The organism is Ruegeria sp. BG8 (assembly GCF_056538325.1).
Map to the genome: position 1 here is coordinate 40,288 of NZ_JBQFSZ010000007.1, position 26,263 is coordinate 66,550.

The following is a 26,263-nucleotide window of genomic DNA, read 5'->3' on the forward strand; positions in this document are numbered from 1 at the left end:
TAAATAAAAAGTATTACGTTACCCACGGACCCAGAGGTCCCTGGTCTGCAAATCAAAAATGTAGATTCCGCGGATTCTTCCCCACGGGCCGTTTAGGAAAGGTTTGTTGAGAAAGTTCATCGGCCGATCTTCTGATTTCAACCAATCATTGTAATCACGGCTGTGGTGCCTTACTCCTGGCGTGTCAGTGCGGAGTATGACCTGACCGTCTTTGTACTGCAGTGGCAGCCAATCGTCGTAGAAAGGTATTCTTTCCTTTTCGATCTGAGCGCGCTGCCAGGATTTTTCACTCAAGAACATACCCCATCGTGGTTCGTTTCTCTGAGGAATTCCGTGATACGAAATAGTGTTTATTCTTCCCGACCGCCCAGTAATCATATCTGCGATCGTAAACCGCATTGCAGTCGTAAGATCATACTCGTCAGGATCACCGATCAACAATAATCCATCGCCACGGGGCAAAGAAGTTAATAACTCAACTAATCCTTCATGATCTGCAGGTCGTAACTCAGGTGCCTGCAAATAAGCAGGGGGCTCTAACCAGACTTCACTAGGAACCTTGATATACCAAGGAAGCTTTGGAACACCCAAACTCCGGTTTTGCACGCGATATTCCGTGTGGCGCCAAATGTTTCTTTCAGCATCTTGTCGCGCCGCTTCTTCGATAGCTTTTTCAGTTTGCTCCGGTATCGAAACCGAAAATTGTTCTATGATTTTCAAACGGCTATTGGGATTCTTGAGCGCCGTTTCGCTCCAATACCGCTCGCCTTTTCGGGTATAAACCGGATCCTTGTGATCGTACCAGCTCATCACCGGTGTCCAGGCCGGGGGCACGATGATATCATCATCTGCGTCGGCCCAAATTGAAGGATAAGCAGCGCACAGGTTTCCTTGGAAATCAATTTTGAGGAAGCCTCTATTTCGCGTCTCATAGGCAAGATGCCCACGCGAAATTCTAAAGCCTGCTCTTACCGCTCCTTCAGCAGGCCCATCATAATTGGTTTGACAATCAATCAGATCATCAACTTCGATGCGTTCTCCATCGAATTCTAACACGGCAGTAATTCTCATTACATGCGAATAGGGAGAACGCACCTGTGCTGTATTGTCGTTCTGGGAGTCGGCGTTGAGCCGACCACCAAACAACCAGACGCCCAAAAAAACTGAAATGACAGAAAGGATAAGAAATTGTCTTACCTGAAACACTAAAATAACCTCAAAAGAACTAAAATATTGTCCTTGGGGCAGGCTGCGTGGTTTTTAGATATGCGTCAATACAGGTTTCCCCGTATTTCAGAAATTTAATGTTAAGCACCTTTCGCGTGGACGAAAATTGACTGAATTAGCGGCACAACTGCGTTCCATAGCAATTGTGTTCTTGGTTCTTGTGCAAATTTCACTGAGATGTTGGGGCGAAGTACGTCAGCGCCTTCAATTGGCTGCAGCTTCGCTTTGCAAACAACAGCAAAGGGTCATATTAGGGTTCAATTAATTCGTCCAAGCCGAGTTCTTCCTCGTTACAATCAAGGTGACTTAGATGATCCGGAAGGATCGTTTCAAACTAAAGTGCCTTCCGATTTAGCAGCTTGCTTCGCTAACGGTATGAAGGGTGCTTCAACTCTACTAGTGTCGCCGTTCCAAGATGTATCAGAACACCCTGTCAAACAGAGAGATCTGTACAATAATAAACATACTCAGCCGCGTGAACCACATATAGCTGCTGAACTGTGTGCCTAGTAAATCGAAATCAGATACTACTCGCTATCTAGGATCAAGGTTTATAGGCAGAAGTTAGTCTTTTTGCCTCCGTCGATCGAGCTCGCGCGTATAAGATCCGATGACGTCAGCCGGGTCTGACTTTAGGTCGCTCTACGACATGAGATAAGTCTTCAAGAAACTTTGAGGAATTGGGCAAATCCGCACCGCGGTGCGGATATCAAATCCAAAATAATGTTGAATATCGAAACCATCCCAATTTGGGACACTTTCAAAACGGCAATTATTGCCGATAACAGCCCCTGCCAGCCAGTCCGCCGCGCAGCAACATAACCCCGTCCAACGTCGCTTTGTGCCTATGAAATTGTGGCGTGCATTGACAAAACGCCCTGCGGCTACATCGCCCACAATGGGCGAGTCAGATGCCAAATACGCCGTGCATTGTCGATATTCTCCAACCCTGGTCCACTCAGGCCACCGCAACAACAAAGGACCGGGACTATGTTGAGAGTAGACCCCAACGCAGCGCGCTATCACCTAGACGTACAGCACCGGAGAACCGGCAGCATGATCAGGCTGAAAGCCATCGTGATACAAGACAGCATCTAAGGCGCATATCATATCAGCTATTCGCACGTGGGCGTGCCTACCAAAGGCGCGGGGCCATTCCGCGCAGACTCACTGACTGGGGCGTGGAGTCTTGAGGATATAGAGGCGCATGTGCAGGCATGGGCCGGGATACTGTCCCGCTACTACTAAGTGCAGCCGTGATGACAATGTCGAAGGGTCAGTCCGCCTAGTCCCAGCCTGTGAGTGGTTCAACCCATTGATATCGGGCCGCAGTAATGGTCCCAAAACCCCCGCTTTATGGGGGAAAGGGACGCAGGGCGGGTATTTCCTCTCTATCTTCATCTTCGAAGCCAGCCACTTTAGGCGATGGGTCCTGAGATGGTCCCAATGCCCCGCTTTTGGGAAGGGGACTGGTCGCGGGGCGGGGTTCTTCCTTCTCGCTGCGGATGTTGACTGATGCGGTTGAAGGCCAATGACGTATCCCTGCCACCCTTGCCGCACGCGCGTTGTGACCTCAGATAAATCTTCCTGATGCTTTGGAGACTAGGGATCCATGGGTTCCATTGGGGTTTGGCGGCCTCGCGCGCGCGTATTGGTCCGACGACGTCAGCAGGGCCTTAGATTGGTCGCGTTACGACATCAGATATATCGGATGACACTTGGGACCAAATGGTCCCAAAAACTGGACCGTGGGACCCGGGGTCCCAACGGCAGGGCAAAACCGCACCGTGGTGCGGATATCAAAACGGCCACTGTGTCCGATATCAAATCCGAAATAATTTCGGATAACAGGCCAGCGCAATTTTGCGCCCGCTGCTGATGCGTTTCGTCCCGATCGATGTGACTGGCGACTTCCAAACGCTGATTGGCGAACTTCCACAGACTTCCATCTACCGGGGGGGTGGGTCGCGTTATCGGGCCGCATTCCCCGCATATCCGCCGCCCATCTTCATTTTCACAGAGATCAACAACCAGAAGGGGTGGGGGTCAAACGAGCGGCTTTGGCCCGCTTACCGACACCCCAAGCCTCTTTGCATATCCCCAGTTCAATTATTTTGGTGGTTGGGCAATTCTGCGCCTTAGACCGTTCAGAACTGGTCACTTTACCCCAGTTTAAAAACCCAGATTCGTGCAAATCGTGCGGAAGTGCCCCAGCGCCGGTCCCCTTGGGCGTCCGAAAGTCTGGAACCACCCCCCTCCTTTACATAGCCAACCACTCGCCGATCTGTGCCTTATCCTGCGTTTCTTGGTCGACGACCTCGGCCTCTACCTCTGCACTGCGCCGCGCCTCGATGCCCTCTTTCAGGATCTGGGCCAGCTGGTCGGGCGGGATCGCCTCACACTGCACCGTGCGCGTACCATCGAATGACCGGCGGTCTGTCTTCTTGGGTGGCGCGCTTGGCATGCCCATGGCCTCGATCTGGGACGGTGTTACGGCAAGACGGGTAAACACAGGTTCGAACGGGCCGATCTGCTTAACCATCGCTGTCACGTCTTCGGCAAGCGCTGAGAACAGATGGACGCCGCTTGGATCATAGTCGCCCAGGTGCAGTACCTCGGGAATCGCGGTGTGGGTGGTCATTTCATACGCCAAGTCGTGCTTTGCGGTCAGGCTATCGAAGCCACCCGATGACAAGACGGGCACTCCATAGGGCCGCGCTACACTTGCCAGCATGGGTGCCATACCGCCAGCCTCGCACATGATCCATAGTCGGCGTTCCTGCCCCTTCTGGCGGTCAAGCCGGTAACTGTCTGCCGTGTTCGCCACTGCGGCCTTGAAGCCTTCCACACCGCTCCATGCGGTCGGGCTGATTCTGGTCACGCCATCGTCGCGGATTGCAGAGAATGGAATGAGGCCAGCACGGCGGCCGCGATTGAACGTCTCGCATAGCCGGGCATAGCTTTGTTCGGTCTTGTCGAAGCCGTATTGTCCGACAAGGCGGTAAAACACCTGCCGGATCGTCAGAGGCAAATAGTCGGCGTATTCGTCCAGTACCTCGGATATCTGGTCTAGCAGTTCATGCGTGCGGCCCTGTGGCTTCCACGGCGCGAATCCTCTGGGGCGAGTCATGATGAGGCCTCCCACTGCTGAGTGGCGCCATCCCACACCCTACCGTTCGGGCCATGCCGATTCCACTCCGATAGCCGCCGCCATTCATCCAGGCTGACCACCTTGCCGGTCCATGTGACAGGGCGTCCGCCGGCCGATTGCTGAGGCGGATCGCTAAACTTGTCCCCGTGATTTTTTTCTAATTCCTCTACCCGACACCCTGACAGAACCCGACAAAAGGTAATGGCGGATCTGCGATCAAGGCTTTTGTCCCCTTTTGTCGGGGTGTCGGGTAAGGAAACTGAAATTTCTTGGTCTGCTCTGGTACGGGTTCCAGTTTCGGAATTTGGACTGCTGCGAATTGCGAAACTTGCGAATCCTGCGAAACCACCCCCGTCATCTCCGCCTTGTTTCGCAAGTTTCGCGGGATTCGCAGTGTCGCAACCTATGGAATTCTGTTTTTCAGCTTCGAGCGCGCGGGCTAGAGCTGCCTTCACATCAAATGGCATGGGTTTCACCTTTTTGGACGCGATAGGCTTCCTTGCGTGACTTGCCGCGAACAATCGCCCCTGCATCAAGCGGGACTAGCCAACCTGTTTGCGAAAGAGTGTTAATGGCCTGACTGGCTGCCCGCCGGTTCCGTAGGCTGTTTGGGCCAAGCCGGAGAATGTCACCGGGTAAGATTTCTGGTTCGTGCCAATTCCCTATGATCCACAAACGTAGCTTTTCAGCCTGGGCAATGTCTGGCGGAATGGTCGCACCATCGGCCAGCCTTGCGGCCTCGCTCAAATAGAACTCAGCCAGCGTTATTGCGTCGGCCATCGCCTCCACCGGCACCTCGACCGCGTCCAGATCCGCCCAGAGGGTCAGGACGCCAGCAATTCGAGCTGCCTGTTCCTGCGCCTTGGAAGCATAGCCGGTGACACCTTCAAATTCACCACCAGGTGCTTGTGCTGTCTCGACGTGGTCTGAAAACTCAGTCAGCAGATGTCGGGCCGCGGGTGACAAGTGCAGGGTGCGCGGGTCCAGTTCGCGTGTATCTGGGTCACGCATGGGCATGACCCGGCTCAGGATCGCATGGAGTCTGGACGCGAACGCTTCAACTGGCGCTGTATCGTAACGCAGTGACGACGAAACCCGCTTTCCAATGGTGCTGAGCGGCTCGCAAATCAGGCAACGGGGTAGAAACCCTATGCCGCCCGCCAGTGTATCGGACATTACCCCGTGGGCCACCTCTGGCTGAACCATGAGATGCAACGCCATGCGTTTGCCGTAGAGCGTTGTCGCCCCATCCCCGGCGCGGGTGCGGCGGATCGGTGAACCGTCCCAAAGGCCATTCAGCCCAGCCAGAGTTTTCTGCTTGTTGTCGCTGTTCATGCCGTGACCGCCAAGGAATTGCCCGCCCTCATCTGAGAAAAGACCCAGAGACGGTTGCCCCTCGATGAACAACTTGGTCAGTCCTTCGAATGTCGGTTCGCTCGCGGTACGCGATTGTGACGGCGGGGCCGCTGGTTCACCACCCAGCGCGGCCAGATCGGCCTTGGCGGCTTCCTTGTCACCACCTTTCTTTTTCATCTGGCCAACAATCGAGTCACGAGACTGTCGCCACAGAGCAACGTCGTTCTGCCACTTTGTCATGGCGTCCCTGCGCTCTGCCTCGCGGTCGCGTTCGTGGTCACGCAGAGAACGCATGAACTGCCTGTCACAGCTTGATTTACGTTCCCCGCTCCTGGCTATGGTCAGGGCATAAAGAGAGGTGGGGGCAAACCCAGCCAGCGTTTCCACATCGGCAAAGCCCTGAACCGCCAGAGAGGCGACGGACAAGGCGCTTTGCGCGGGAATAGCAACGGGTGCCCCAGTATTGGCCTGCACAGCCTCAACTGCGGCCTTGAGCGGTCCCAGAGCGTCCACCGGGTAGGGCTGACCTTGGGGTGTCTCCCGTATGAGCGGTTGCGGACCTTCAGGAGTGTATGGAATAGGGGTGATCGTATTCATACCGCACCGCCTTTCTTGCCGCGCAGAACGTCGTTCCAATCGCGGCCACTGGGGGCTGGCAGAAGGGACACGTCCCAGCCAAGGGCAGAGGCCCGAGACGCCAAAGCATTGCCTGCTTCTGCGCCCGCTGTGTCGCCATCCGTTGCTATGGTCAGCTTGCCGGGCGTCAGAGGCAGGTTAAGGGCTTTCATGCCGGGGCTGGAGAGCGCGGCCCAGACGGTAGCAGGACCGCTCAGCAGGCCGGACAGAAGCGATAGTCCCGTCTCGATGCCCTCGCACACCACAAGCTGCCCCTCGGTCCCTGATAAGGCCACAGCACCGCCAGAACACGGCCCCAACATCATCTTGGCGTTCTTCTCAAGGCGATTGCCTTTCTTGTCAAAAAACGTCCGGTGAACCCCGCCGGTCGAAACGTTGGCGACCATTGCCATGCACCAAGTCGTAGACGGGCCGTGGAACAGATCCGGCGCAAAGCGCAGGGACGGCGGCAGGGGGCAGGCAATACCCCGGCCCCTCAGATAAGTCTCAGCCTTGGTGCCCTCGATCGGGCGGGACGCTTCCCACAGGCCGCGCGCCTGCCTGAGTTTGTTGGCCTCGTATTCGGCCCGCTTTTCGTCAGCCTGCCTTTGTGCTTCAGGATCAATCTGCGTTTGGCCGGGCGGAATATTTGCGGCGCTGGCAATGTCTGCAAAGCTGCACCGACCCTTGAAGCAATACAGCAGCAGCTTGCCGTCAGATGCCGTGATAGAAAGCGCGTTCTGGTCTCGGCGGCGCTCAGGCTGGCAAACCGGGCATGGCGCAGAACCGCGCCCAGCGCGCCAGACACCGCCGAGGTTGAAAGTAAGGGTTTCGGCGCTGGTTTGAGAGTTCATGGCATAACCCCCACCAGCTCCATCGGATCGTAGTGGCCTGCGCCGTGGATCGCCTCCACAACCTTGCCGTTCTTATCCAGAATGACGCGGTGCGGATCGCAGGTGCAAATCCGTTCTGCGGAGTAAATCAGGCAACGATTATCGTGCCGTACTTCTAGTTTTACGATCTTGCCCTTGCGTGTGTGTTTGCGAAGGGCAGCGATCCATGCGCGTCGTGCTTTTCTACTGCTCATTGTCTCTACCTTGCATTTGCAGGGCAGGCCGAAAGCGGCTAGAATTCAGGGTGTCGATTATCCCCAAGTCTTCCGCCCGCGCCTGTCCTGTCAGGTGCGGGTTTCTCGTTAGGCAGCGGGGCGCTGCGCCAACCATTCCGAAATTTTGCTTTCGGGCCAGCGCACGGACTTGTTGCCCATTCGGATCGGGCGGGGGAAGTCGCCCTTGTCCATCATGTCGTAAATCGCGCTGCGGCTCAGGCCGGTGATTTCTTCAATCTCTGTCCGGCGATAGTGTTTCTCCAGCATATCGGGTATCTCCTGCATGGGGTGGAACATGCAGGAAGGGTGGGTTTATTTTTGGGCTGTAGAAACACACGCAAAACCAGCAAAATAAAAACTGGGTTTTGCGTATGCTTTTGCGCGAATTGCGTAGGGCGACGCTAGTCAGTCCTAATTCCAATTGCTCGCTTGATGGTATCAATGGATGCGGTAATACCGCACTCGGCCTCTATTTCTTGCTGAATCTGTTTCCAGGGGGCATTGCCTTTGCCCTGTGGAAAAAGCTTTTCACAAGCTTGCTTTACTATCTCAACCTTTGGCGGTCTGCCGCCTTGTGTCACTTCGATTTCTTGTACGGCATACGTTGAAGAAAGAACGTCGGAGGCGACACTTTCTATCAAGCTTTCTAATCCCTGTTCCTTAACGCAAACGGAAAATCCATCGAACGGGGCTAATTGTTCGAGGAAAGTATTGAAAGCTAACGATTGCTCGGTGATTTTTAGAAGTCTTTGGCGTTCCCTTTGTGCAGATCTCCCGCTTTTTTGGTTTTCTGGCTTCCTCAGCACCTTGTAGAGCGCGCGGATATTTGACCTTTTCTCTAGGAGGTTAGAAGAGATTTTTTGGGCGCGCGGGAAATCTATAAAGCCAGTATTTCGGTTGATGTACCAAAAGCCCAGCACAAACCCGCCCAATGGATCGCTATTGGTCGAGAAAGCAACAATCTTGGAAGGGACACGAAACAAGCGTTCCTCTTGAGAGCAAACGAAAAAGCCCGAATCAATTCGGGCAAGTACCAGACTTAAGGCAACTTGCCTCTGCTCACCAATGTCCAAGTCACCTTCAAGACTATCGGCGTCTAGCGGATGAATAGATGATTTTATTAATTCGATTACTTCAAAAACCGAGACAAAACCCAAGGGTGCAAACATTACCCAATCCTCACAATTTCAGCCTGTTTCTGAGTCACGAAATCCGCCCACCGCTGCATGAGCGCAAGGCGTTGTTCTAGGTGATCTGTCCGGCGATAGGCGCGCTCTACACTACCGCCCACCACATGGCCCAGAGACGTCTCTGCCACTTCGTAGGGCGTGTTTGTGGCTTCCTCTACCCAATCTCGAAAGCTGGACCTGAACCCATGCGGGCGGGCTTCCATATCCCTGCGTTCCATCAGGCGGGCCATGGTCGCGTCCGAGATCACCCCACGCTTGGGGCTGGGAAACAGATACCCGTCGCGCGCTTGTTTGCTGACTTGCTCGATGATCTCTTGTGCCTGGGTGGATAGCGGCACCCTAAATTCTTCTGTGGCCCCCTTGCGGCCCTTCATACCCTCTGCCGGGACCGTCCAGATATCGCCGTCAATCTGGTCGACATGCGCAAAGCGAACCGGATGAGACCGAACGGCTGTCAGGATTAGCAGGCGCAACGCCATATGCGTAGATGATTGCTCTGTCAGGCTGGCGTAGAAGGCTGGGACCTCTTTCCACGGCAAGGCGGGAATATGCTGTTCCTTGTGGCGTTGCTGGCCCAACAGGGCGCGCGCCTTGTCTGTGGCTTGCAGATCCACGTCCAGACCCAGCGCGGCCGCGTGTTTCAGGCAGATGCCCAGCCGGTTCAACGCCTTCTTGGCGGTAGCAGCCTTAGAGTGCCAGATGGGCTTGAGCGTGTCCCGAATGTCGATCTGGTCGATTTCAGCAACCGGCAGGTGCCCGAGTCTCGGCAAGACATGAAGTTCCAGAGGTGAGAACCACCGGCCCGCTTTGCCATCGCCCTTGAGTTCAGCCTTTCGGGTTTCGAACGTGTCCTCAGCAATGTCGCGTAGAATGTGCAGATTGCGTTGGGCCTCGCGCTTTTCCCTTTCGCGCTGCTTGATCGGGTCACGGCCCTGCATGGCCACGGCCCGCCACTTCTGCGCCTCGTCTCGCGCAGACCTTAGGGTAATATTAGGGTAGGTACCCAAGCCCATTTCCCGGCGTCGCCCGCCAATGGTGAAGAAGAAAAGCCATTTGCCGCGCGACTCATCGCGCTTGTGGAGGTACAACCCGCCACCGTCGCCATACTTCCCAGCAGGGGCGGTTTTGACCTGCGCGGCGCTCAGCTTGTTCAATTCCCTCATTCTCTGGCCCCACTTACAGCCCCATTACTATATCTGGTATACCAAGGATCAATTTGGAACAACCCGGAATGTTATTAAGAAACCATAGCTTTGATTTCTTTGATTGTTTTTCAAGACTGGGAATGTGTCGGAACAACCCGGAAAAGGTCTATGGTGCCTCTCCTGGGCACCATATCCCCGACCACATCAGAATATCTTAAGCCGCCGATCGTGCGTCTGTTTTCTGTCGCGTTTTGACTGTGTCTTGTCCTTGCGGACAGGCTTTGATCAGTGGCGGAGGCAGGTGTGGTTGCGGATCAAAGAACCCCAACGGGGCAGCGGACTAAACCCCAACCGTCATCGACTCCGGCTGCCTTTAAAGCTGAAACGAGATGTTCTGAGAGGAACAGGATTCGGGGCGTTTTTTGATCAATCCAGAGGTCAGGGCCGCCTAGTGCTTCGGGGACAACGACCAGTTTGTGCTCCCACCCCGACCTTGGACTGAAAATCTTGCCGGCAAGATTGTTCAATGGCGCTGCAAAATCGCCCTCGGGCCCCAAGGCTTCGTAATTCCCCATCGACCGTTTGTTGCACACGTTCAGGATGTAATAGGGCTCGTCCGTGCTCGCATGACCCGCCGGGGTCTGCAATCTGATCGAATGGAAATAGATCTCACCCAGATCGAACTGTTCCAGAACCGTTTTGGCCGAGTCTGACAGCACCGGCAGACCGCCCCCGTTCATGAAACTCGGTGCAGGATTGCCGTCCTGTGAGCCGTAGTACCAGACGTCGCCGATTTCTTCTGCCGTCAGTACCTCACCCATAGGAACTTTCTTATAAGTCCGCTGGAGCAATTCGCTGTATTTTTCACCGATTTCTTTTGGTTGACCCGCGCGCCAATGCCGCTCATATTCCCTCCGCGTCATCGGAGTTACGCCAACCGCGTCGTTCCATGTCGTCGAAATCCAGACATGAGAATCCCGTCCCGAAGGGTTATTTTCATCAATCATCTTCACCACCAAAACAAAGAACTATGCACAGAAACATGATGATGATGTAACGACCCGCATTCGGCCCGCAACAATTAATGCACTAAATGAAACATCGGTCGACAAAACAACCGCTCGGGCCAGCGCAAGAACCGGCCCGAGCCTAAAGATCAGGACACAGCCTGTTCCGCCACGATCTCTCCGAACCGTGTGAAGAACTTACCAGACAGTTTTTTGGCTGTCCCCGCAATCAAACGACTGCCAAGCTGGGCGATCTTGCCGCCCACATCCACCTTTGCCGTATAGGTAAGAACCGTTTCCCCCCCATCTGCGGTCAGGGTGACATCAGCGCCGCCCTTGGCGAACCCGGCAGCACCGCCTTTGCCCTCGCCCGTCAGCGAGAAGCCATTTGGCGCATTTGTGTTGTCCAATGTGACCTGCCCTGCAAACTTGGCTTTGACCGGGCCGATCTTGAGAACAACTTTCGCCTCCAGGTCTTCGGGCGAGTTTTGTATCAACTCTTCGCAGCCGGGAATGCACTCCTGCAAAATCTCGGGGTTGTTCAGTGCTTTGTATACCACGTCGCGCGGTGCTGCGATGCGGATTTCGTCACTCAGTTCCATTGGTGTTTCCTTTGTTCAACAACACTTGGGAAAGACCCGCAGTGCGGTCTCAGCCGCCTCTTGGGGTGTTTGTTCGGGGCGTTTGGGCCAAAGGGATTTGAGCCGTTTAAGCAAGTTTTTCATCCTGAGGCACCTCTTTTGATTTGTCCGTGTTCCGCCACATCACGATCTCGGCCAGTATGGACAGCGCGATCTCATGTGGGTCTATTGCGTGGATATTCAGGCCCGCTGGCGATTTGAGGCGTGCCGCGCTGGCGGCGTCGAGCCCCTTGGCGATCAGCTTTTCCGTCAAAGTGTCGGCTTTGCGACGGCTGGCCACCATAGAAACCCGCGCGGCGGGTGTTCTCAGCGCGGCCTCCAGCGCAATTCCATCGCCTTGGCCCTGCGATGCAACGACAACGAAATCGCGTGGCTCGATACCCAGCTCGTGCACTGTTGCCGGATCGCCTGCGTGAACGCGAAAGCCAGCCAGATTGGCATGCTCGGACAAGGCTTTGGCGATCAGGGAATCCCCAAAGATGACCAGTCGAGGCGCGTGTTGATAGGGCTCGACCAACAGATCCACCGTACCGCCCGAGGGGCAACCGCTTTTGAACGTTTGAACACCGTCCGGGTCCGTCATGCTAACCACCTTGTCCGAGGGTTTGACGCGGATCATCTGTGGCTCGCCGCTGGTCAGGGCCTCTTGCGCCGAACTGCGCACCGCACGCTGAACGCACGCGCCACCCAGATGACCCAGTATCCGCCCGTCCCGCGTGATCGCCGCCTTGCCCCCGGCCTTGGCCGAGGTGGCATCCGCCGTTCGCAGTACCGTGGCGACGCAAAAGGGATCACCGGTCTGACGCAGGGTCTCAATCGTGTCAAAGATATCGAAATTTGCCATTCTCGGCTCCTTTCACAACTTGCGGAACTGCGGCTCAAGCGCAGCCAAAGCGTCAAGGGTGTTCGCTGGCAGATGCGCGTCCAGATGAGGCTCGGCCGCTTGCATTGCGGCTGCGATAGGCTCGTAGTTTTGCCACCCTTTCAAAGGGTTCAGCCAGACAATCCGCCGCGCTTTTCGGCGAATACGTGCCAGAACCGCGCCCAGCGCCTGCGGGTCCGAACTGCAATAGCCGTCCGATAGGATTAGTACGATAGTACGGCCATTCAGGGCACGCGCGCCATAGCCGTTCAGAAAGCTCTCAAGACTGCCTGAGATATCAGTACCGCCGCCAAACCCTTCGGCCATCAAGGATAAGCGGCCTGCAGCCCGGATCGAGTCATGATCACGCAGCGCGTCGGTGACACGCATCAGGCGCGTGTGGAACAGGTAGGCATCCGCTTGGGTACCGCTGCCGATAAGACCTTTCAGAAATGCCAGAAAGACACGAGAGTACACGGTCATCGACCCGCTGACATCGCACAAGGCAACAATCCGCATGGGGCGCGGTGGCCGCGCGCGTCGGAACAGGTCAATCGGCTCTCCGCCTCGTGCAAGGCTGGCACGTTGAATCCGCCGCATATCCAGGGCGGGGCCTCGCGATGCGCGTTTCCGACGGCGTGATCGACGGTCGCGGATCGCACGGGCAAGCGTCAACGCCGCTTTTTCCGCCTGTTTTAGAGCCTGTTCATCCATCACCTCCCGAAGGTCCCGGCGCGACAGGTTGGCCGTGCGGGTCGCGATCAGCTTCCCGTCCATCCCCTCGGCCTCCCCGTCGCCCGGATCAGGAGTGGCGGCTGCCTGATCTGAATCGGTTGATTGTTCTTCCTCTGCTTTGCTCTGGCTCTGCCAGATCATTGGCTTTGCGGATTGCACCCGCACATGTGCGCTTTGGGCCTGACCTGACCGTTGTTTGCCCGTATTTAACCAATAGGCATCGAACAACTCGTCAAACCGACGCCACTCCTCGGCGTCTCCGGCCAGTAGCGCGCACAGCGCCTGTCTGGCCTGATCAACATCCGTTGCCTCAACCTCTGACAAGGCGGCAAGCGCTTCTCCGGTTTCCTTCGGGCCCACACGCAACCCGTTCATGCGCAGATGGGCCATAAAGCCAGACATCCGGTCGGCAAGGCCCGCAGCCCGCGATGGGAACCGCGTCACCTGCATCACGCAACCTTCCCGATCAGGCGGTCCATGACTTCAGGCGGCGCAGCGTCGTAATCTGCGGCAGTCTTCAGCAGACACACCAGCGTGGCCTGAATTTCTTCTCGCGACTGTGCCAGATCGTTGACCCCCAAACCGGACAGGGCAGCCGCCCAATCCAGCATCTCGGCAATACCCGGAGTTTTCTCGAGGTCTTCCTTGCGCAGCGCCTGAACGACTCCGATAATCTGCCGTGCCAATAGCCCCTCAATCGCAGGCATGCGCGCCCGCAAAATGGCCATCTCGGTATCTTTCGACGGATAGTCCAGAAAGCTGTACAAGCACCGCCGTCGCAGGGCATCAGATAAGTCGCGCGTCCCATTTGCGGTTAGGATCACAATAGGGCGGGTCTTGGCTTCAACGGTCCCAAGTTCTGGGATCGTGATCTGAAAGTCGGATAGGATCTCCAACAAATAAGCTTCGAACTCTTCATCGGCTCGATCAATCTCGTCAATTAGCAAAACCGGAGGTCTATCTTCGGTTATAGCCTCTAACAAAGGGCGTTTGAGCAGAAATTCATCCGAAAACAACTTCGATTCTGTTAAGCCGCCTTGCGCTTCGGACGCCCGGATTGCCAACAACTGACGCTGGTAATTCCACTCATAGATCGCATGGCTCGCGTCCAACCCTTCATAGCACTGCAACCGGATCAAACGCGCCTCACGCCACGCCGCCATCGCTTTGGCAACCTCGGTCTTGCCAACTCCAGCTGGACCTTCCAGCAACAAGGGCCGCCCCAGCGCCTGCGCCAGATGCAACGCCATCGCCAACCGATCATCAGCGACATAGCCTTGTGCGGCCAACCCGTTTTGCACGTCACTTAAAGTCAAAACCAGGATCCATTCTTCATCTGGCTAAAAATATCCCGGGGGTTCAAGGGGGCAGAGCCCCCTTGCTTAGGTCGGACCGGCCCAAGCCGGTCCGAACCCAATCACCCATGCATCCCCAACCCATTGGCGATCTTCCAGATCCGCCAATGGTCATGCGGCATATGGCTCTGAACCAACCCAAAGGGCCGAAACGCATCATGCACCGCATTCGAGAAACAGGGCACGCCGCCGACATTTGGGCTCTCACCCACACCCTTCGCACCAATCGGATGATGCGGGGACGGCGTCACCGTATAGTCGGTGATATAGTTCGGCGTCTCCCACGCGGTCGGCAGGAAGAAGTCCATCAGCGTGCCGGTCTTCACATTGCCCATCTCGTCGTAGGCAATCTCCTGCCCCATCGCGATGGCCAACGCCTCGGTCACGCCGCCATGAACCTGCCCGTCGATGATCATCGGGTTGATCCGCGTGCCGCAATCGTCCAGCGCATAGAACTTGCGAACGTCCCACTCGCCGGTGTCGACGTCGATCTCCATGACGCAGATATAGGCCCCGAACGGGTAGGTCATATTCGGCGGGTCATAGTAGCTCACAGCCTCAAGACCTGGCTCCAAGCCAGGGATCGCCTGATTATAGGCAGCAAAGGCGATTTCCTTCATGGTCTTGAACCGCTCGGGCGCACCTTTGACCGCAAACCGATCCACGTCCCACTCGACGTCGTCGTCATGGACCTCAAGCAGATAGGCCGCAATCATCTGCGCCTTGGCACGGATTTTGCGCGCGGCCATTGCCGTCGCCGCACCCGCCACAGGCGTGGATCGAGACCCGTAAGTCCCAAGACCGTAAGGTGCGGTGTCGGTGTCGCCTTCCTCCAGCGTGATGTCATCGGCAGGCAACCCAATCTCACTGGCGATGATCTGTGCAAAGGTCGTTGCGTGACCCTGACCCTGAGAGATCGTCCCCAGCCGTGCGATGGCAGAGCCCGTTGGGTGGATGCGGATTTCGCAACTGTCGAACATGCCAAGCCCGAGAATATCGCAATTCTTCACCGGACCCGCCCCCACGATTTCTGTGAAATGCGTCAGACCAATGCCCAGCAGTTTGCGAGTTTTGCCCGCCTTGAAGTCTTCGACACGCTGCGCCTGCTCCGCCCGCAGACCCTCGTAGTCGACCGCCTTCAGCGCTTTGTCCCAAGCGGTGTGATAATCACCCGAGTCATACTCCCACCCAAGCGCCGACTGATACGGGAACTGGTCAGCCTTGATGAAGTTGATCCGACGCAGCTCGGCCGCGTCCATGTTCAGCTTGATGGCCAGAACCTCGATCATGCGCTCGATGAAATAGGCCGCTTCGGTCACGCGGAAGGAACAGCGATAGGCCACCCCGCCCGGAGCCTTGTTGGTATAGACCCCATCCACGGCCAGATAAGCGGTAGGGATGTCATAGGACCCGGTGCAGATGTTCATGAACCCTGCCGGGAACTTGGTCGGGTCCGCACAGGCGTCAAAGCCACCGTGATCTGCCGTGGTGTGGCACCACAGCCCGGTGATCTTGCCGTCCTTGGTGGCTGCGATCTTGCCCTGCATCCAGTAGTCGCGGGCAAAGGCGGTGGACATCAGGTTCTCCATCCGGTCCTCGACCCATTTCACTGGCTTGCCGGTGACAATCGAGGCCACAACCGAGCAGACATAGCCCGCGTAGGCACCAACCTTATTGCCAAAACCGCCACCGATATCGGGGCTGATGACGCGGATATTGTGCTCGGCAATGCCCGAGATCAGCGACACAACCGTCCGGATCGCATGCGGGGCTTGAAACGTGCCGTAAAGCGTCAGCTTGCCCGTCACTTTGTCCATGCTGGCCACCGAGCCACAGGTCTCCAAAGGGCAGGGATGGGTGCGGTGGTAGTAAACCATCTCTTCCGCCACAACATCGGCCTCGGCCAAAATGGCCTCGGTCGCGTCCTTGTCACCCTGTTCCCAGGTGAAGATGTGATTGTGATGCTTGCGGGGGCCGTGCGCACCTTCGGTCTGACCTTCAAGGTCCTCACGTAGCACCACATCGGATTTCAACGCCTCGAACGGATCAGTCAGAACGGGTAGTTCTTCGTATTCGACATCGATCAGTTCGACTGCATCGGCGGCGATATAGCGGTCTTCGGCGACGACAAAGGCGACCTCCTGGCCTTGGAACAGCACTTTGCCATCGGCCAGCACCATCTGTTTGTCACCGGCCAGCGTTGGCATCCAATGCAAGCCCAGCGGGGCCAGATCCTCGGCGGTCAGAACAGCGATCACACCGGGCATCGCCAGAGCTGCCTCTTTGTTCACGCTGACAACACGGGCATGTGCGTAGGGGGAGCGCACAAAGTCGCCGAACAGCATCCCGTCCAGCTTGATGTCATCGACATAGTTGCCCTTGCCTTGGGTAAATCGCACATCCTCGACGCGTTTGCGCGAGCTGCCCATCCCTTTGAGATTGGCTGCGCGTTCTTCGGGGGTCAGTGTCTGGTCGTTCATTCCGCGGCCTCCTTCTGAGCGTTCAGCATGTCAGCCGAGGCCGAGATCGCCTTGACGATGTTTTGATAGCCGGTGCAACGGCAGAGGTTCCCGGCCATGCCAAAGCGAATTTCCTCTTCGGTCGGGTTCGGGTTTTCCTGCAACAAGCGGTGTGCGCGAGTAATCATCCCAGGCGTGCAGAAGCCGCATTGCAGGCCGTGATGTTCGCGGAACATCTCCTGCAACACACCAAGGCTGCCATCGTCGTTGGTCAGCCCTTCGACAGTGGTGATATCCGCCCCGTTCACCTGCGCCACAAAGGTGGTGCAGGATTTGACGGATTTACCATCAATATCCACGGTGCAGGCACCACAATGGCTGGTTTCACAACCGATATGAGGGCCGGTGATTTTCAGATCTTCCCGCAAGAAGTGGATCAGCAGGGTGCGCGGCTCGGCCAGACCTTCGACCTCTTTGCCGTTCACGGTGAGTTTGACGTGCATTTTCGACATTGTATCCTCCCCTCAACGCGCGCGGCTTTGTGCGCGGTCGATGGCACGGCGCAGCATGACGCCCGCCACATGTTTCTTGAATTCGACGGGGCCGCGGTTGTCGGCCACAGGCTCGATCGCATCCAGCATCGCGGCAACGCAGCCGTTCACGTCGCCATCGGCCAACGCAGCGCTTGCACCTTCGGACCAGATCGGCGTGTCGGCCAGATTGGTCATCGCGACCGAGGCCGTTCCGTTGCCCACCATCACAGCGGCGGCTGCGGTCGCATAATCCCCGATCTTGCGCTTTTGCTTTTCATACGCCTGACCAACGCCTGCATCCGGAACAGGGATCGAAATCCGGGTCAGGATCTCTTCGTCTTCACGGGCGGTGAAATAGGCCGCCTCATAAAACTCACGCGCGGCGACATTGCGGTTGCCATCAGGGCCGGACAAATGGTACGTCGCGTTCAGACACTGCATCAGCCCCGGCATATCATTGCCCGGATCTCCATTCGCCACGTTGCCGCCGACAGTGCCAACATACCGAACCTGAGGATCAGCAATTTGAAGTGCCGCCTCGCGAATAAGCGGCACGCCAGCAGCCAGCCCTTCGTGGGTAATCAGCTCGTGCTGCGTGACCATCGCGCCCAGAGTGACGGTATCCGCCCCGACGTCGATGCCCTTAAGCTCATCGATGGCTTGAAGATCGACCAAGTGGCCCATCTCGGCCATGCGCAGTTTCATCATCGGGATCAGGCTGTGCCCGCCCGCGATCACGCGCGCCTCATCTCCATGTTCCTGCAAAATGCCAATGGCCGAGGCGATGTCGCCCGGCCGGTGATACTCGAATCCGGCTGGTATCATATTTTTCCTCCCTGGGTCCGACACAATGCCTTGGGGGACCTGCATCCAGAAAAGGGGGATAGGATCAGCGGTTCCAGCTACCGGAAACGGGGCGCGCAGCTTGTTTCACGAAATGCGAATGGGCTGCACGAACTGCGATCAAAGGCCCAGCGCGTCGCGAATGTCAGTAAGGCGCGACCGGCTAACCGGCACTTTGGTCAACGCATCCACGCCGTCGAAATAGCAGGTGCCGTTGTCCTTGTGCCGTTCAAAACTTGAGACATGTTTGGGGTTCACCAGATAACTGCGATGGGCACGCAGGAAACCGTCTGGTTTCAGCCGCGTCTCGGCCTCGGTAATGGACCAGGGACAAAACAGTTTCTCTTTATCCATATAGAGAACGGTATAATGCCCCTCGGCCCGGATGGCAGCAATTTGCGTGGGCTCCGCGAAAAAGGTCTGACCTTCGCGTTCAAACGGCACGCCGGCGCGCAAGGTCGGGGTCGGGTCAGGCTGAGGGGCAGGTTCAGGCGCAACCGCGACCTCGGGCTTGGGTTCGATAAAGGTGATACCCGTCAGAAGAAACGCGCCACAGATCAGAAATACCGATACCGTCACTCCCATGGCCAAGACCTGATTGTCCAGCGCAGGCCCCGCCGCACCGGCCGTGTCGGTCGCAACAAAATCCGTCAGCCCGGTGGCCACGAAATGCATGGTAAACACAGCCACGCCGAAACAAGCAGTCCCCAGCAGGATATTCCGGTGGGTACGGCTGTCATACGCAACCCAAATCGCAAGCACGGACAGCACCACCGACGCGAGGGTTGAAAGCACCACGTCAAAGGCGCTGTAGACCGGGCGGCACAATTGCATCCCGGCCATGCCAACATAGTGCATGACGACGATACCCAGACCTACGATGACACCTGCCCCGACGATGGTAGGCATGGTACGGGGGCGGAAATGCAAAAGCAGCAACGCCAGCCCCACCATCAGGATCGCCACAAGCGCCGAAATCAAGGTAATCAGCGCGTCGTAGTAAAACAGGATCGGCAGTTGAAGGCCCAGCATGGCGACGAAATGCATCGACCAAATACCGCCACCCAAGACCACTGCGGCCAAAGCAACCGTGAATTTGCGACGCTGGTTATCCATCTTGGACGCGCCATGCGTCAGGTACAGACCGGTGAAACCAGCCATCAGCGCCACGGCCAGTGAAGCCGCCACCAACCAGGCGTTATGCGAATAGTCTAGCATTGGCGTCGCACGCCCTCCCCCGGCGTGCGCAGACGTTAGCAAACGGAATTGACTGGGACAATTGGCCAAAACGGCGCCTTCTGTACCCCGGTGCCGATGCATGTTGCCCTGATGCGCCGCTGCGTGTCCTTGCAGGTTGAACCTGTTTCCCGAATAATGAGCGCATAGCGGTTCTGCGTCACGCTTTGGGGAGAGGGCATGCGCGTTTTGATGGTTGAAGATGCCGAAGATCTGGCCGAAGGCGTAGTCGCCCATTTGGCACGGTCCGGCGTCGTGTGTGATCTGGCCGCCACGGTAGAATCCGCTCAGGATTTCCGCGCGGTGCAAAGCTATGACGCCATGTTGCTGGACATCAACCTACCCGACGGCTCGGGCCTGAACTTTCTTGGACGGATGCGCGCATCAGGTGATCGAACGCCGGTTCTGATGCTAACGGCACTCACCTCGGTCGAAGATCGCGTGGCGGCGTTGGACAAAGGCGCGGATGACTATCTGGGCAAACCCTTTGATCAGCGCGAACTTGAGGCGCGCTTGCGCGCTTTGGTCCGTCGCGACGCGGATCGAAAAAGCGAGCAGATCAACCTCGGTCCGCTTGTTTATGCACCCAAGGATCGCAGTGCGACGCTGGACGGAAAGCGACTGAACCTCACAGCGCGCGAGGCCGCCGTGCTGGATGCGCTCATCCGGCATGAAGGGCAATACCTGTCCAAGGCGCGCCTTTATGACTCGCTCTATGGATTCGACGACGCGGATGTGGGTGAAAACGCGATCGAGCTTTACATTGCGCGGCTTCGCAAAAAATTCGCAGGCAGCCCCATCAGTATCACGACACAGCGCGGTGTCGGATACCGGATCGGTCTGAATGGCTAAGCTTCACCTGCCCCACAGCCTGACTGCCCGCGTTCTAAGTGCGGTTGTGCTGATCTTACTGTTGGGCGGCTTTCTCGTGGGTCTTTCAATCTGGGCAAACGGACGCCTTGCAGCACGGCAGGCCTATGACCGGCTGTTGCTGGGTGCCGCCAGCGATATCGCAGAGTCGGTCCGCATTCAGGATGGCGAGCCTGTGGTGGATTTGCCCGTCTCTGCTTTTCAATTGCTGGCCCAGGCACCGGATGATCGGATCTACTATGCGGTTCAGGTCCCTGATGGGCCCTTTATCACCGGGCTGGATCGCGACACGGTTATCGATGTCCCGGATCAGACAGGCACGCCGCTGTATTTCGCGGCTGACCTGAACGGCGAGCCCGCGCGCTTTGTGCGCGTGGCACGTTTGTTTGCCGAACGGGATTTCTCGGGCGAGGTCGAGGTTCTGGTCGGCCAAACCCTGCGCGCGCGTCAATCCATGACCGCTGGTCTGATGCGAGATGCGTTGCTTCCAATGGCCGCTGCTGGCGCCTTGCTGCTGATTATGTCTTGGTTTGTCACCCGGTCCGCCTTGCGCCCGCTTGAGGCGTTGTCCGAAGACCTCACCCGCCGGGACCCGCATGATCTGACGCCAATGGCAAGCGATGGTCTTCCGCGTGAATTGCAAGTGATGTTGAACGCTATGAACCGTTTCATGGGGCGATTGGATCGCCAGGTTGAAACGATGCGTAACCTGATCGCCGACACCGCGCATCAACTGCGGACCCCAGTCGCAGCAATTCGGGTACAGGCCGAAATAGCGCAGGATGACCCGAATGAACCCGCGCGAAAACGTGCTGTGGACAGGTTACTGGGGCGCACGCGCTCTTTGGGTACACTGCTGGATCAGCTTTTGTCGCGCGCAATGGTTATTCACCGCATTGATAGCGCACCCCGTCTTCCGGTCGATCTGCGCGAAGTTGCGCTGGACGTTCTGGAGCACGGCGATCACGAGGTCATTGCGCCCGGCGTTGAAACGCGGCTTGAGATCGGAGAAGACCCCGTACTGGTCAGCGCCGACGCGTTTTCAATCGGCGAGGCAGCCAAAAACCTTTTGGGCAATGCGCTGCGTCACGGCAAACCGCCTGTCAGCATTGGCGCATGTTTGGACGGGGATCGCGCGATCTTGTGGGTGCAGGATCAAGGCTGCGGTCCGGCGACGCAAATCGCTGACCAGCTTGGCGATCGCTTCAACCGTACTTCGGCATCTGGCGAAGATAGCACGGGGCTGGGCTTGTCGATCGTGAAATCCACGGCCGAGGCATTCGATGGTCACGTCAACATGGCACGTACCGAAACCGGATTTCGCGCCGCATTGAGTTTCCCCGCCGCAACGGAAAAGGAATATCCATGATCCGGGTCCTGTTTCTGATCAGTCTGATTGTAACCGCCTTCCCCTTGCGCGCGCAGGAAGCCACAGCCAGTTTCGGCAGCGGCAGCCAGCCCATGCTGATCCGGTCCACGACCGATATCGCAATTATCGCCCCAGTTATGGAGCGTTTTGCCGACCTGAACCCGCGGCTTTCGATCACCTATGAACAATGGGGCTCGAACGCTTTGTTCCAGCATAGTCGCACGGTCTGCAAAACGGGGGCCGACCCGGCGGATGTGGTGTTTTCCTCGGCCATCCAGCAGATGGTCTGGCTGGTCAATTCGGCCTGTGGCTATCGGTACAAGTCCGACCTGACCGACACGCTGCCAAATGCGCGCCGGTGGAGGGATGAGCTGTGGGGTATTACAACGGAGCCTGCCGTCATCGCTTATAACAAGACGCTTCTGCAGGATCAGGACGTTCCGCGCAGCAGGTTTGCCTTGCTTGATGCGATGCGCACCCAACCCGATTTGTTAAGAGGCCGCGTGGCAACCTATGATATTGCCGCGTCGGGGTTGGGCTATCTGTTTGCCTATGGCGACAGCCTCGAAGCGACGACCTTTGGCTCGCTCATCGAAGGTTTCGCTCGTATTGATGCCGTCGCTACCTGCTGTTCTTCGGAGATCATTCGCGACGTTGCAGAAGGGCGGTTTCTGATCGCCTATAATGTGTTGGGGTCGTACGTGGCTAATGCCAATGCCCCCGGCGTCGGAGTTATCTTGCCGGAAGACTATACGTTGGTTTTGTCGCGCGCGCTGATGATCCCCCGGCAAGCCGAGAACAAAACAGCAGCAACCGGGTTTCTGGATTTCCTTCTGTCCCCCGAAGCTCAGGCCCTGCTATCCGCGTCCGGGCTTGTCGCGCAGATGGACACGGCGGATACCGGTCTGAACCCCAGCGCACAACGTTTTATTGCCCTGTCCCCCGCGCTATTGGTCGCCAGAGATCAGAACCGCCGCGCAGAGCTGTTCAAACTTTGGAATGATGCCTTTGACGTCGAAACCGCGCGTTAGACTTTTTCTTCGGCGGCAGGCTCAACATCCGGGCGAGCCGGCTCTGCATCCATTTCGATGACGTCAGAGTCGATTTCCGCCTCATCCATGTCTGGTTCGGCCTTGTCCTCAATCGCGCCTACAATCAGCGGCAGCATGTGTACACCAGTGGCCGAAGCGATTTCGGGTGTTTGGGGCGTTTGCCAACTGAGCGTATCGAAGCTGTGGCAGTTCTGGCAGACGGGCGCCCATTCCGCCTGAATATCATGACAGTTGTCACACACCCATTGCGGACCGCGGGGTGCATTCAACGCCTTGGCCAGCCAACCTTGTACAACCGCATCCGAGGCTCCTTCGCCGCGTTCGATTGCAGCCATCAAGGTATATGCCCTTGCGTCGGCTTGTTTTTCGACCACATCGCCCAGCGCACGGCGAGCTTCGGGGAAATCTTCGGCCACGATGTTCAGCTCAGCCAAAATCAGGCGCGTTTCCATATTTTCAGGGTGCACACGGGTCAGCGCAACAAAGCGTTTGATACGCTCGGCCGCAGTTTCATCCGGAGCGATCTCGGCAAAAGCATGCGCAAGATCAGGGTGCGGTTGTGCCTCCCACGCCTTTTTCAGGATTTTTGTAGCGGCGCGCGGCTTACCCTTTTTGATGTAGGCCCGCGCGGCCATTGCAGCGGCAGGCACAAGATCAGGGGATAGACGGTTCGCCTCGATTGCATGCTCTTGCTGTTCGACGGTGGCGTTTTCATCCAGAATGCCTTTGGCTTCGGACAAAGCCAGAACCGCATCACGCCGCTTGAACACGTCGCGTGGCAAGTGGCCCGATTTCAACTTGGCCGTCAGCGTGGAACGTGCGCCGCTCCAATCTTGGGACTTGGTTTGCAGACCCAACAGAATATCCTGCGTTTCCGCATGGCGCGGTTTGATCGCCAACGCTTTTTCGGCCAGTTTGCGCGCCGTGTCGTCGTCGCCTTCGGCCAGCTTTTGTTTCAGGATTCCGCGAACGCCAACAAAGCGCGTGGAATTGTTGGTCACGAGCTTTTTGTAGGTTTCCGATGCCTTCTTGGTATCACCGTTCATTTCGGCGGCCTGCGCCACCAGAAGATTGGTCAATTCCGGCTTGTTCAGCAGTTTTTCAGCCTTGGTCGCCTTGTTCATAGCCACGCGCCCTTCGCCCGAGGCCAACGCCATCAAGCCATCAGCCAAAGCCTGATATCCGCGTTGCTCGCGGCTACGGTCGAAATAACGCGACAGCGCCGTTTCATCGCCGTTCAGGAATTTCAGCGTCGCGACCAACAAGGTGAGAAGTTTGAAAAACAGCCAAATCGCAAACACCATCACGCCCAGCGCAATGACAGATTGTAGCGGCCCCAGCGTGTATTCGGTTCCACCCGCCGTGATTTGCACACCACCGCTGGTTTCCATCAAAAAGCCCGCGCCCACAGCGAGAAGCCCGACAATCGCAACAAAAACCAGAATTTTTAACAGTGACCAAAGCATGGCAGGTCCTTCAGTTCGAGTTCGCGCCAGAGGCAAGCGCATCTGCGGCGTCAACCGCAGCTACCCGCGTCTGAGCCGCCTGTTCCCAATCCGTCATCGCGGCCCGAGCCGTTTCAGGTAGGGATTTCAATTCATCCAAAGCGCCAGACACGTTGCCATCCAACAACGCCGCCTGAGCGCGTGACAAAATCGCATCCGGATCGTCACCATCCTGAGGCGTCACTGATCGCGCACCTGTCTGCCGCTGCAGGAATGCGACGATACCAGTGCCTTTGTCAGCCTCTCGCGCGTCGGCAAGCGCAACACGCGCCGCGGGATCAAACGACTCGCGCAAGGCAGAAAGCGTTGCAACGCCCTTGTCCGCCGGAGCAGACAGAGCCTCGGGTATGTCGACACCGCCGGCCGACAACTCAGACACCAGCGCATCATAGGGCAGGCCCGCATCCAATTGGCTATGCAGTTTCGACAGGATCGCCGCATTGGTTGCCGCCAATGCCTCGTCCGACGCTCTGGCCTCGAGCGCCTGGGCATCGGCAACCATTTTTTCCACTTCGGCGCGCTGGGCGGCTAACGAATCCTGTAGTTTTTTCAGTTCCGCTTCAAAAGCTGCGGTCGCTTCGGGTGTGGCACCTTGGGTCAAGGCCCCGCTTTCCAATTCGGTCAAACGGTCAGTCAGCGGGTCGACCTTTCCAGCCAAACCATCAAGTGCTGTCTTAACCGCGTCCAGATCTGACGAAACCGGTGCCAACTGACCCGAAAGCTCATCTACTTTTGCCGACAGACCCGCACCATCTGCCAACGATTTGGTCAGTGTTTCAAGCTGATCTGCCTGTTCGGCCAGTTTTGCCTCTAACGCGGCGACCGCGTCCGAGTCACCTGACGAGAACATCCCCGCGCTTCCGACGGCAAAACCGATACCTGCCGCAATAGCGCCCCCGATCAGCGCGGGCATAAATCCAGCGCTTTTCTTTTCGGTATTACGTTCGGACAGGTTTTCCTTAAAACGCTCAAGGTTCGCTTCGGCTTCGGCTTCGGCTTCGGCTTCGGCTTCGGCTTCGGCTTCGGCTTCGGCTTCGGCTTCGGCTTCGGCTTCGGCTTCGGCTTCGGCTTCGGCTTCGGCTTCGGAAAGTGCGTCTTCCTTGGCCTCTAATTCGTCAACTAGGGAATCGTCTGATGCAGAAACGGTTTCGGTCACTTCATCCAGAATTGGGTCTTCCACCGGCTTTTGATCATTTTTCTTCTTACCAGCCACCGCAATATTCCCCTTAACGAATCCGAAAAGACCTGAACAACAGACCTGACTAAGTTAATCGGTGGCCTCGTCGCCCTCAACCCGCAACGCATGTTTCACAAGTTTTTTAACGGCTTTCCGCATTTTCTTGGGTGTGGGCTCTTTCGCGATCTTCAGACGCGCGTGGGGCAAAGAAAAAAGGGGTTCAGCGGTGGCCTGGCTGATTGCAACCAGCCATAACGGGGCCGATCCGGACCAAATGTCGGCAAAATGTCGCGCCGTTCTGGGCGAAAAAATTGGCGCAATCACAGGAATGTTCCCTGCTGCAGCGGCCGCTGCATCTGGTGTCAGCGGTAACAGGTTCTGCTGATAAACGGCTTGCTCTGTCACGGTCAGACCGGATTCGGTCAACCTTTCGGCGATGTTTCCACGTGTGTGTTCACCCCTTAGATGCAGCAGCGGGCTTTGCGGCCGGGTTTGCAAAAGCGCGGCAACCAATTCCTCAGCCGTTTGTCCCATCATACTGGCGGCCCATCCTGCACCTTTTGCCGTTCCCGTTGTCGCAGAGCCCACACAATATGCAGGCAGGGATCGATCAACCCCCATTGACGCTGCAGCATTCACGGCATTGGCCGAGGTGAAAATCAACCCACGTATGTCGTTAATGCGCTGTTGGACCGGCAGAGGTTTGATCTCGAGTATCGGAGAATAGATGACTTCAACCCGGGATCGGACGCGGGTTGGCAACTGCGCGATGAACCTTTCAGAGGCCGCGCGCGGGCGGGTCATCAACAAATACAACAGTCGGCGCC

Annotated in this window: 23 protein-coding genes; 3 read left to right on the forward strand and 20 right to left on the reverse strand. The window is 57.0% G+C overall.

Going from position 1 to position 26,263, the window contains the following annotated elements; translation table 11 throughout:
* Nucleotides 1–18: 18 nt before the first annotated feature.
* The 17 genes from ACR0DG_RS14365 to ACR0DG_RS14445 form a co-directional block, all read right to left on the reverse strand.
* On the reverse strand, nt 19–1,206 hold the full coding sequence (locus tag ACR0DG_RS14365; RefSeq protein ID WP_480699501.1) for a hypothetical protein: 1,188 nt from the start codon (nt 1,204–1,206) through the stop codon (nt 19–21).
* 2,281 nt (nt 1,207–3,487) lie between these two features.
* The gene (locus ACR0DG_RS14370; protein WP_480699499.1) at nt 3,488–4,357 is read right to left on the reverse strand and encodes a hypothetical protein; all 870 of its coding nucleotides are present in this window, start codon (nt 4,355–4,357) and stop codon (nt 3,488–3,490) included.
* A gap of 477 nt (nt 4,358–4,834) precedes the next feature.
* Nucleotides 4,835–6,331, reverse strand: a complete 1,497-nt coding sequence (locus ACR0DG_RS14375) for a YfjI family protein (protein ID WP_480699497.1) — start codon at nt 6,329–6,331, stop codon at nt 4,835–4,837.
* Nucleotides 6,328–7,203 carry a DUF7146 domain-containing protein gene (locus ACR0DG_RS14380; protein ID WP_480699495.1) on the reverse strand — a complete coding sequence of 292 codons (876 nt, stop codon included), beginning with the start codon at nt 7,201–7,203 and terminating at the stop codon, nt 6,328–6,330. Before ACR0DG_RS14380 ends, ACR0DG_RS14375 begins: the two co-directional genes overlap by 4 nt.
* Complete coding sequence (locus tag ACR0DG_RS14385) at nt 7,200–7,436, reverse strand: hypothetical protein (protein WP_480699493.1); 237 nt, start codon at nt 7,434–7,436, stop codon at nt 7,200–7,202. Before ACR0DG_RS14385 ends, ACR0DG_RS14380 begins: the two co-directional genes overlap by 4 nt.
* A 108-nt stretch (nt 7,437–7,544) precedes the next feature.
* Nucleotides 7,545–7,724 carry a helix-turn-helix transcriptional regulator gene (locus ACR0DG_RS14390; RefSeq protein WP_480699491.1) on the reverse strand — a complete coding sequence of 60 codons (180 nt, stop codon included), beginning with the start codon at nt 7,722–7,724 and terminating at the stop codon, nt 7,545–7,547.
* Between the two features lie 134 nt (nt 7,725–7,858).
* Nucleotides 7,859–8,626 carry a hypothetical protein gene (locus ACR0DG_RS14395; RefSeq protein WP_480699489.1) on the reverse strand — a complete coding sequence of 256 codons (768 nt, stop codon included), beginning with the start codon at nt 8,624–8,626 and terminating at the stop codon, nt 7,859–7,861.
* Nucleotides 8,626–9,810, reverse strand: a complete 1,185-nt coding sequence (locus ACR0DG_RS14400; protein WP_480699487.1) for a tyrosine-type recombinase/integrase — start codon at nt 9,808–9,810, stop codon at nt 8,626–8,628. Before ACR0DG_RS14400 ends, ACR0DG_RS14395 begins: the two co-directional genes overlap by 1 nt.
* Nucleotides 9,811–10,106: 296 nt before the next feature.
* On the reverse strand, nt 10,107–10,799 hold the full coding sequence (locus ACR0DG_RS14405) for an imm11 family protein (protein WP_480699485.1): 693 nt from the start codon (nt 10,797–10,799) through the stop codon (nt 10,107–10,109).
* Nucleotides 10,800–10,948: 149 nt separating this feature from the next.
* On the reverse strand, nt 10,949–11,401 hold the full coding sequence (locus tag ACR0DG_RS14410; protein WP_480699483.1) for an SRPBCC family protein: 453 nt from the start codon (nt 11,399–11,401) through the stop codon (nt 10,949–10,951).
* 106 nt (nt 11,402–11,507) lie between these two features.
* Entirely contained in the window at nt 11,508–12,284 is a 777-nt protein-coding gene (locus ACR0DG_RS14415) for an XdhC family protein (protein WP_480699481.1), read from the reverse strand.
* 12 nt (nt 12,285–12,296) lie between these two features.
* Complete coding sequence (locus ACR0DG_RS14420; protein WP_480699521.1) at nt 12,297–13,487, reverse strand: vWA domain-containing protein; 1,191 nt, start codon at nt 13,485–13,487, stop codon at nt 12,297–12,299.
* On the reverse strand, nt 13,487–14,353 hold the full coding sequence (locus ACR0DG_RS14425; RefSeq protein WP_480699479.1) for an AAA family ATPase: 867 nt from the start codon (nt 14,351–14,353) through the stop codon (nt 13,487–13,489). Before ACR0DG_RS14425 ends, ACR0DG_RS14420 begins: the two co-directional genes overlap by 1 nt.
* 101 nt (nt 14,354–14,454) lie before the next feature.
* Nucleotides 14,455–16,872: an aerobic carbon-monoxide dehydrogenase large subunit gene (locus tag ACR0DG_RS14430; RefSeq protein ID WP_170463379.1), complete on the reverse strand. Its 2,418-nt coding sequence runs from the start codon at nt 16,870–16,872 to the stop codon at nt 14,455–14,457.
* On the reverse strand, nt 16,869–17,363 hold the full coding sequence (locus ACR0DG_RS14435; protein ID WP_170355562.1) for a (2Fe-2S)-binding protein: 495 nt from the start codon (nt 17,361–17,363) through the stop codon (nt 16,869–16,871). The genes ACR0DG_RS14430 and ACR0DG_RS14435 overlap by 4 nt, the downstream gene beginning before the upstream one ends.
* A 12-nt stretch (nt 17,364–17,375) precedes the next feature.
* Nucleotides 17,376–18,209 carry an FAD binding domain-containing protein gene (locus ACR0DG_RS14440; RefSeq protein ID WP_480699477.1) on the reverse strand — a complete coding sequence of 278 codons (834 nt, stop codon included), beginning with the start codon at nt 18,207–18,209 and terminating at the stop codon, nt 17,376–17,378.
* 138 nt (nt 18,210–18,347) lie between these two features.
* The gene (locus tag ACR0DG_RS14445; protein WP_480699475.1) at nt 18,348–19,445 is read right to left on the reverse strand and encodes an MHYT domain-containing protein; all 1,098 of its coding nucleotides are present in this window, start codon (nt 19,443–19,445) and stop codon (nt 18,348–18,350) included.
* A gap of 198 nt (nt 19,446–19,643) precedes the next feature.
* On the opposite strand from ACR0DG_RS14445, the gene ACR0DG_RS14450 reads away from it, so the two are divergent.
* The 3 genes from ACR0DG_RS14450 to ACR0DG_RS14460 are packed head-to-tail and all read left to right on the forward strand — an operon-like array spanning nt 19,644 to nt 22,733.
* The gene (locus ACR0DG_RS14450) at nt 19,644–20,315 is read left to right on the forward strand and encodes a response regulator transcription factor (RefSeq protein WP_480699473.1); all 672 of its coding nucleotides are present in this window, start codon (nt 19,644–19,646) and stop codon (nt 20,313–20,315) included.
* Nucleotides 20,308–21,702, forward strand: coding sequence for a sensor histidine kinase (locus tag ACR0DG_RS14455; RefSeq protein ID WP_480699471.1), 1,395 nt, complete (start codon nt 20,308–20,310; stop codon nt 21,700–21,702). The genes ACR0DG_RS14450 and ACR0DG_RS14455 overlap by 8 nt, the downstream gene beginning before the upstream one ends.
* Nucleotides 21,699–22,733, forward strand: a complete 1,035-nt coding sequence (locus ACR0DG_RS14460) for an ABC transporter substrate-binding protein (protein ID WP_480699469.1) — start codon at nt 21,699–21,701, stop codon at nt 22,731–22,733. Before ACR0DG_RS14455 ends, ACR0DG_RS14460 begins: the two co-directional genes overlap by 4 nt.
* On the opposite strand, the gene ACR0DG_RS14465 is transcribed toward ACR0DG_RS14460, so the two are convergent.
* Genes ACR0DG_RS14465 through ACR0DG_RS14475 form a run of 3 tightly spaced genes read right to left on the reverse strand, consistent with a single transcriptional unit; the run spans nt 22,730 to nt 26,240 of the window.
* A complete protein-coding gene (locus ACR0DG_RS14465) occupies nt 22,730–24,220 on the reverse strand; it encodes a heme biosynthesis HemY N-terminal domain-containing protein (protein ID WP_480699467.1) in 1,491 nt (496 codons plus the stop codon). The genes ACR0DG_RS14460 and ACR0DG_RS14465 overlap by 4 nt on opposite strands.
* Before the next feature lie 10 nt (nt 24,221–24,230).
* On the reverse strand, nt 24,231–25,472 hold the full coding sequence (locus ACR0DG_RS14470) for a COG4223 family protein (RefSeq protein WP_480707197.1): 1,242 nt from the start codon (nt 25,470–25,472) through the stop codon (nt 24,231–24,233).
* A gap of 54 nt (nt 25,473–25,526) precedes the next feature.
* Nucleotides 25,527–26,240 (reverse strand): uroporphyrinogen-III synthase, encoded by a 714-nt coding sequence (locus ACR0DG_RS14475; protein ID WP_480707199.1) that lies wholly within the window; start codon nt 26,238–26,240, stop codon nt 25,527–25,529.
* Nucleotides 26,241–26,263: the final 23 nt, after the last annotated feature.

What these genes read in the sequence shown, in the direction of transcription:
- ACR0DG_RS14390 (WP_480699491.1), bottom strand. Translation starts at nt 7,724, where the DNA reads ATGCTGGAGAAACACTATCGCCGGACAGAGATTGAAGAAATCACCGGC.
- ACR0DG_RS14465 (WP_480699467.1), bottom strand. Translation starts at nt 24,220, where the DNA reads ATGCTTTGGTCACTGTTAAAAATTCTGGTTTTTGTTGCGATTGTCGGG.
- ACR0DG_RS14455 (WP_480699471.1), top strand. Translation starts at nt 20,308, where the DNA reads ATGGCTAAGCTTCACCTGCCCCACAGCCTGACTGCCCGCGTTCTAAGT.
- ACR0DG_RS14415 (WP_480699481.1), bottom strand. Translation starts at nt 12,284, where the DNA reads ATGGCAAATTTCGATATCTTTGACACGATTGAGACCCTGCGTCAGACC.
- ACR0DG_RS14445 (WP_480699475.1), bottom strand. Translation starts at nt 19,445, where the DNA reads ATGCTAGACTATTCGCATAACGCCTGGTTGGTGGCGGCTTCACTGGCC.
- ACR0DG_RS14435 (WP_170355562.1), bottom strand. Translation starts at nt 17,363, where the DNA reads ATGTCGAAAATGCACGTCAAACTCACCGTGAACGGCAAAGAGGTCGAA.
- ACR0DG_RS14410 (WP_480699483.1), bottom strand. Translation starts at nt 11,401, where the DNA reads ATGGAACTGAGTGACGAAATCCGCATCGCAGCACCGCGCGACGTGGTA.
- ACR0DG_RS14370 (WP_480699499.1), bottom strand. Translation starts at nt 4,357, where the DNA reads ATGACTCGCCCCAGAGGATTCGCGCCGTGGAAGCCACAGGGCCGCACG.
- ACR0DG_RS14375 (WP_480699497.1), bottom strand. Translation starts at nt 6,331, where the DNA reads ATGAATACGATCACCCCTATTCCATACACTCCTGAAGGTCCGCAACCG.
- ACR0DG_RS14400 (WP_480699487.1), bottom strand. Translation starts at nt 9,810, where the DNA reads ATGAGGGAATTGAACAAGCTGAGCGCCGCGCAGGTCAAAACCGCCCCT.
- ACR0DG_RS14475 (WP_480707199.1), bottom strand. Translation starts at nt 26,240, where the DNA reads ATGACCCGCCCGCGCGCGGCCTCTGAAAGGTTCATCGCGCAGTTGCCA.
- ACR0DG_RS14440 (WP_480699477.1), bottom strand. Translation starts at nt 18,209, where the DNA reads ATGATACCAGCCGGATTCGAGTATCACCGGCCGGGCGACATCGCCTCG.
- ACR0DG_RS14460 (WP_480699469.1), top strand. Translation starts at nt 21,699, where the DNA reads ATGATCCGGGTCCTGTTTCTGATCAGTCTGATTGTAACCGCCTTCCCC.
- ACR0DG_RS14385 (WP_480699493.1), bottom strand. Translation starts at nt 7,436, where the DNA reads ATGAGCAGTAGAAAAGCACGACGCGCATGGATCGCTGCCCTTCGCAAA.
- ACR0DG_RS14405 (WP_480699485.1), bottom strand. Translation starts at nt 10,799, where the DNA reads ATGATTGATGAAAATAACCCTTCGGGACGGGATTCTCATGTCTGGATT.
- ACR0DG_RS14430 (WP_170463379.1), bottom strand. Translation starts at nt 16,872, where the DNA reads ATGAACGACCAGACACTGACCCCCGAAGAACGCGCAGCCAATCTCAAA.
- ACR0DG_RS14395 (WP_480699489.1), bottom strand. Translation starts at nt 8,626, where the DNA reads ATGTTTGCACCCTTGGGTTTTGTCTCGGTTTTTGAAGTAATCGAATTA.
- ACR0DG_RS14450 (WP_480699473.1), top strand. Translation starts at nt 19,644, where the DNA reads ATGCGCGTTTTGATGGTTGAAGATGCCGAAGATCTGGCCGAAGGCGTA.
- ACR0DG_RS14380 (WP_480699495.1), bottom strand. Translation starts at nt 7,203, where the DNA reads ATGAACTCTCAAACCAGCGCCGAAACCCTTACTTTCAACCTCGGCGGT.
- ACR0DG_RS14420 (WP_480699521.1), bottom strand. Translation starts at nt 13,487, where the DNA reads ATGCAGGTGACGCGGTTCCCATCGCGGGCTGCGGGCCTTGCCGACCGG.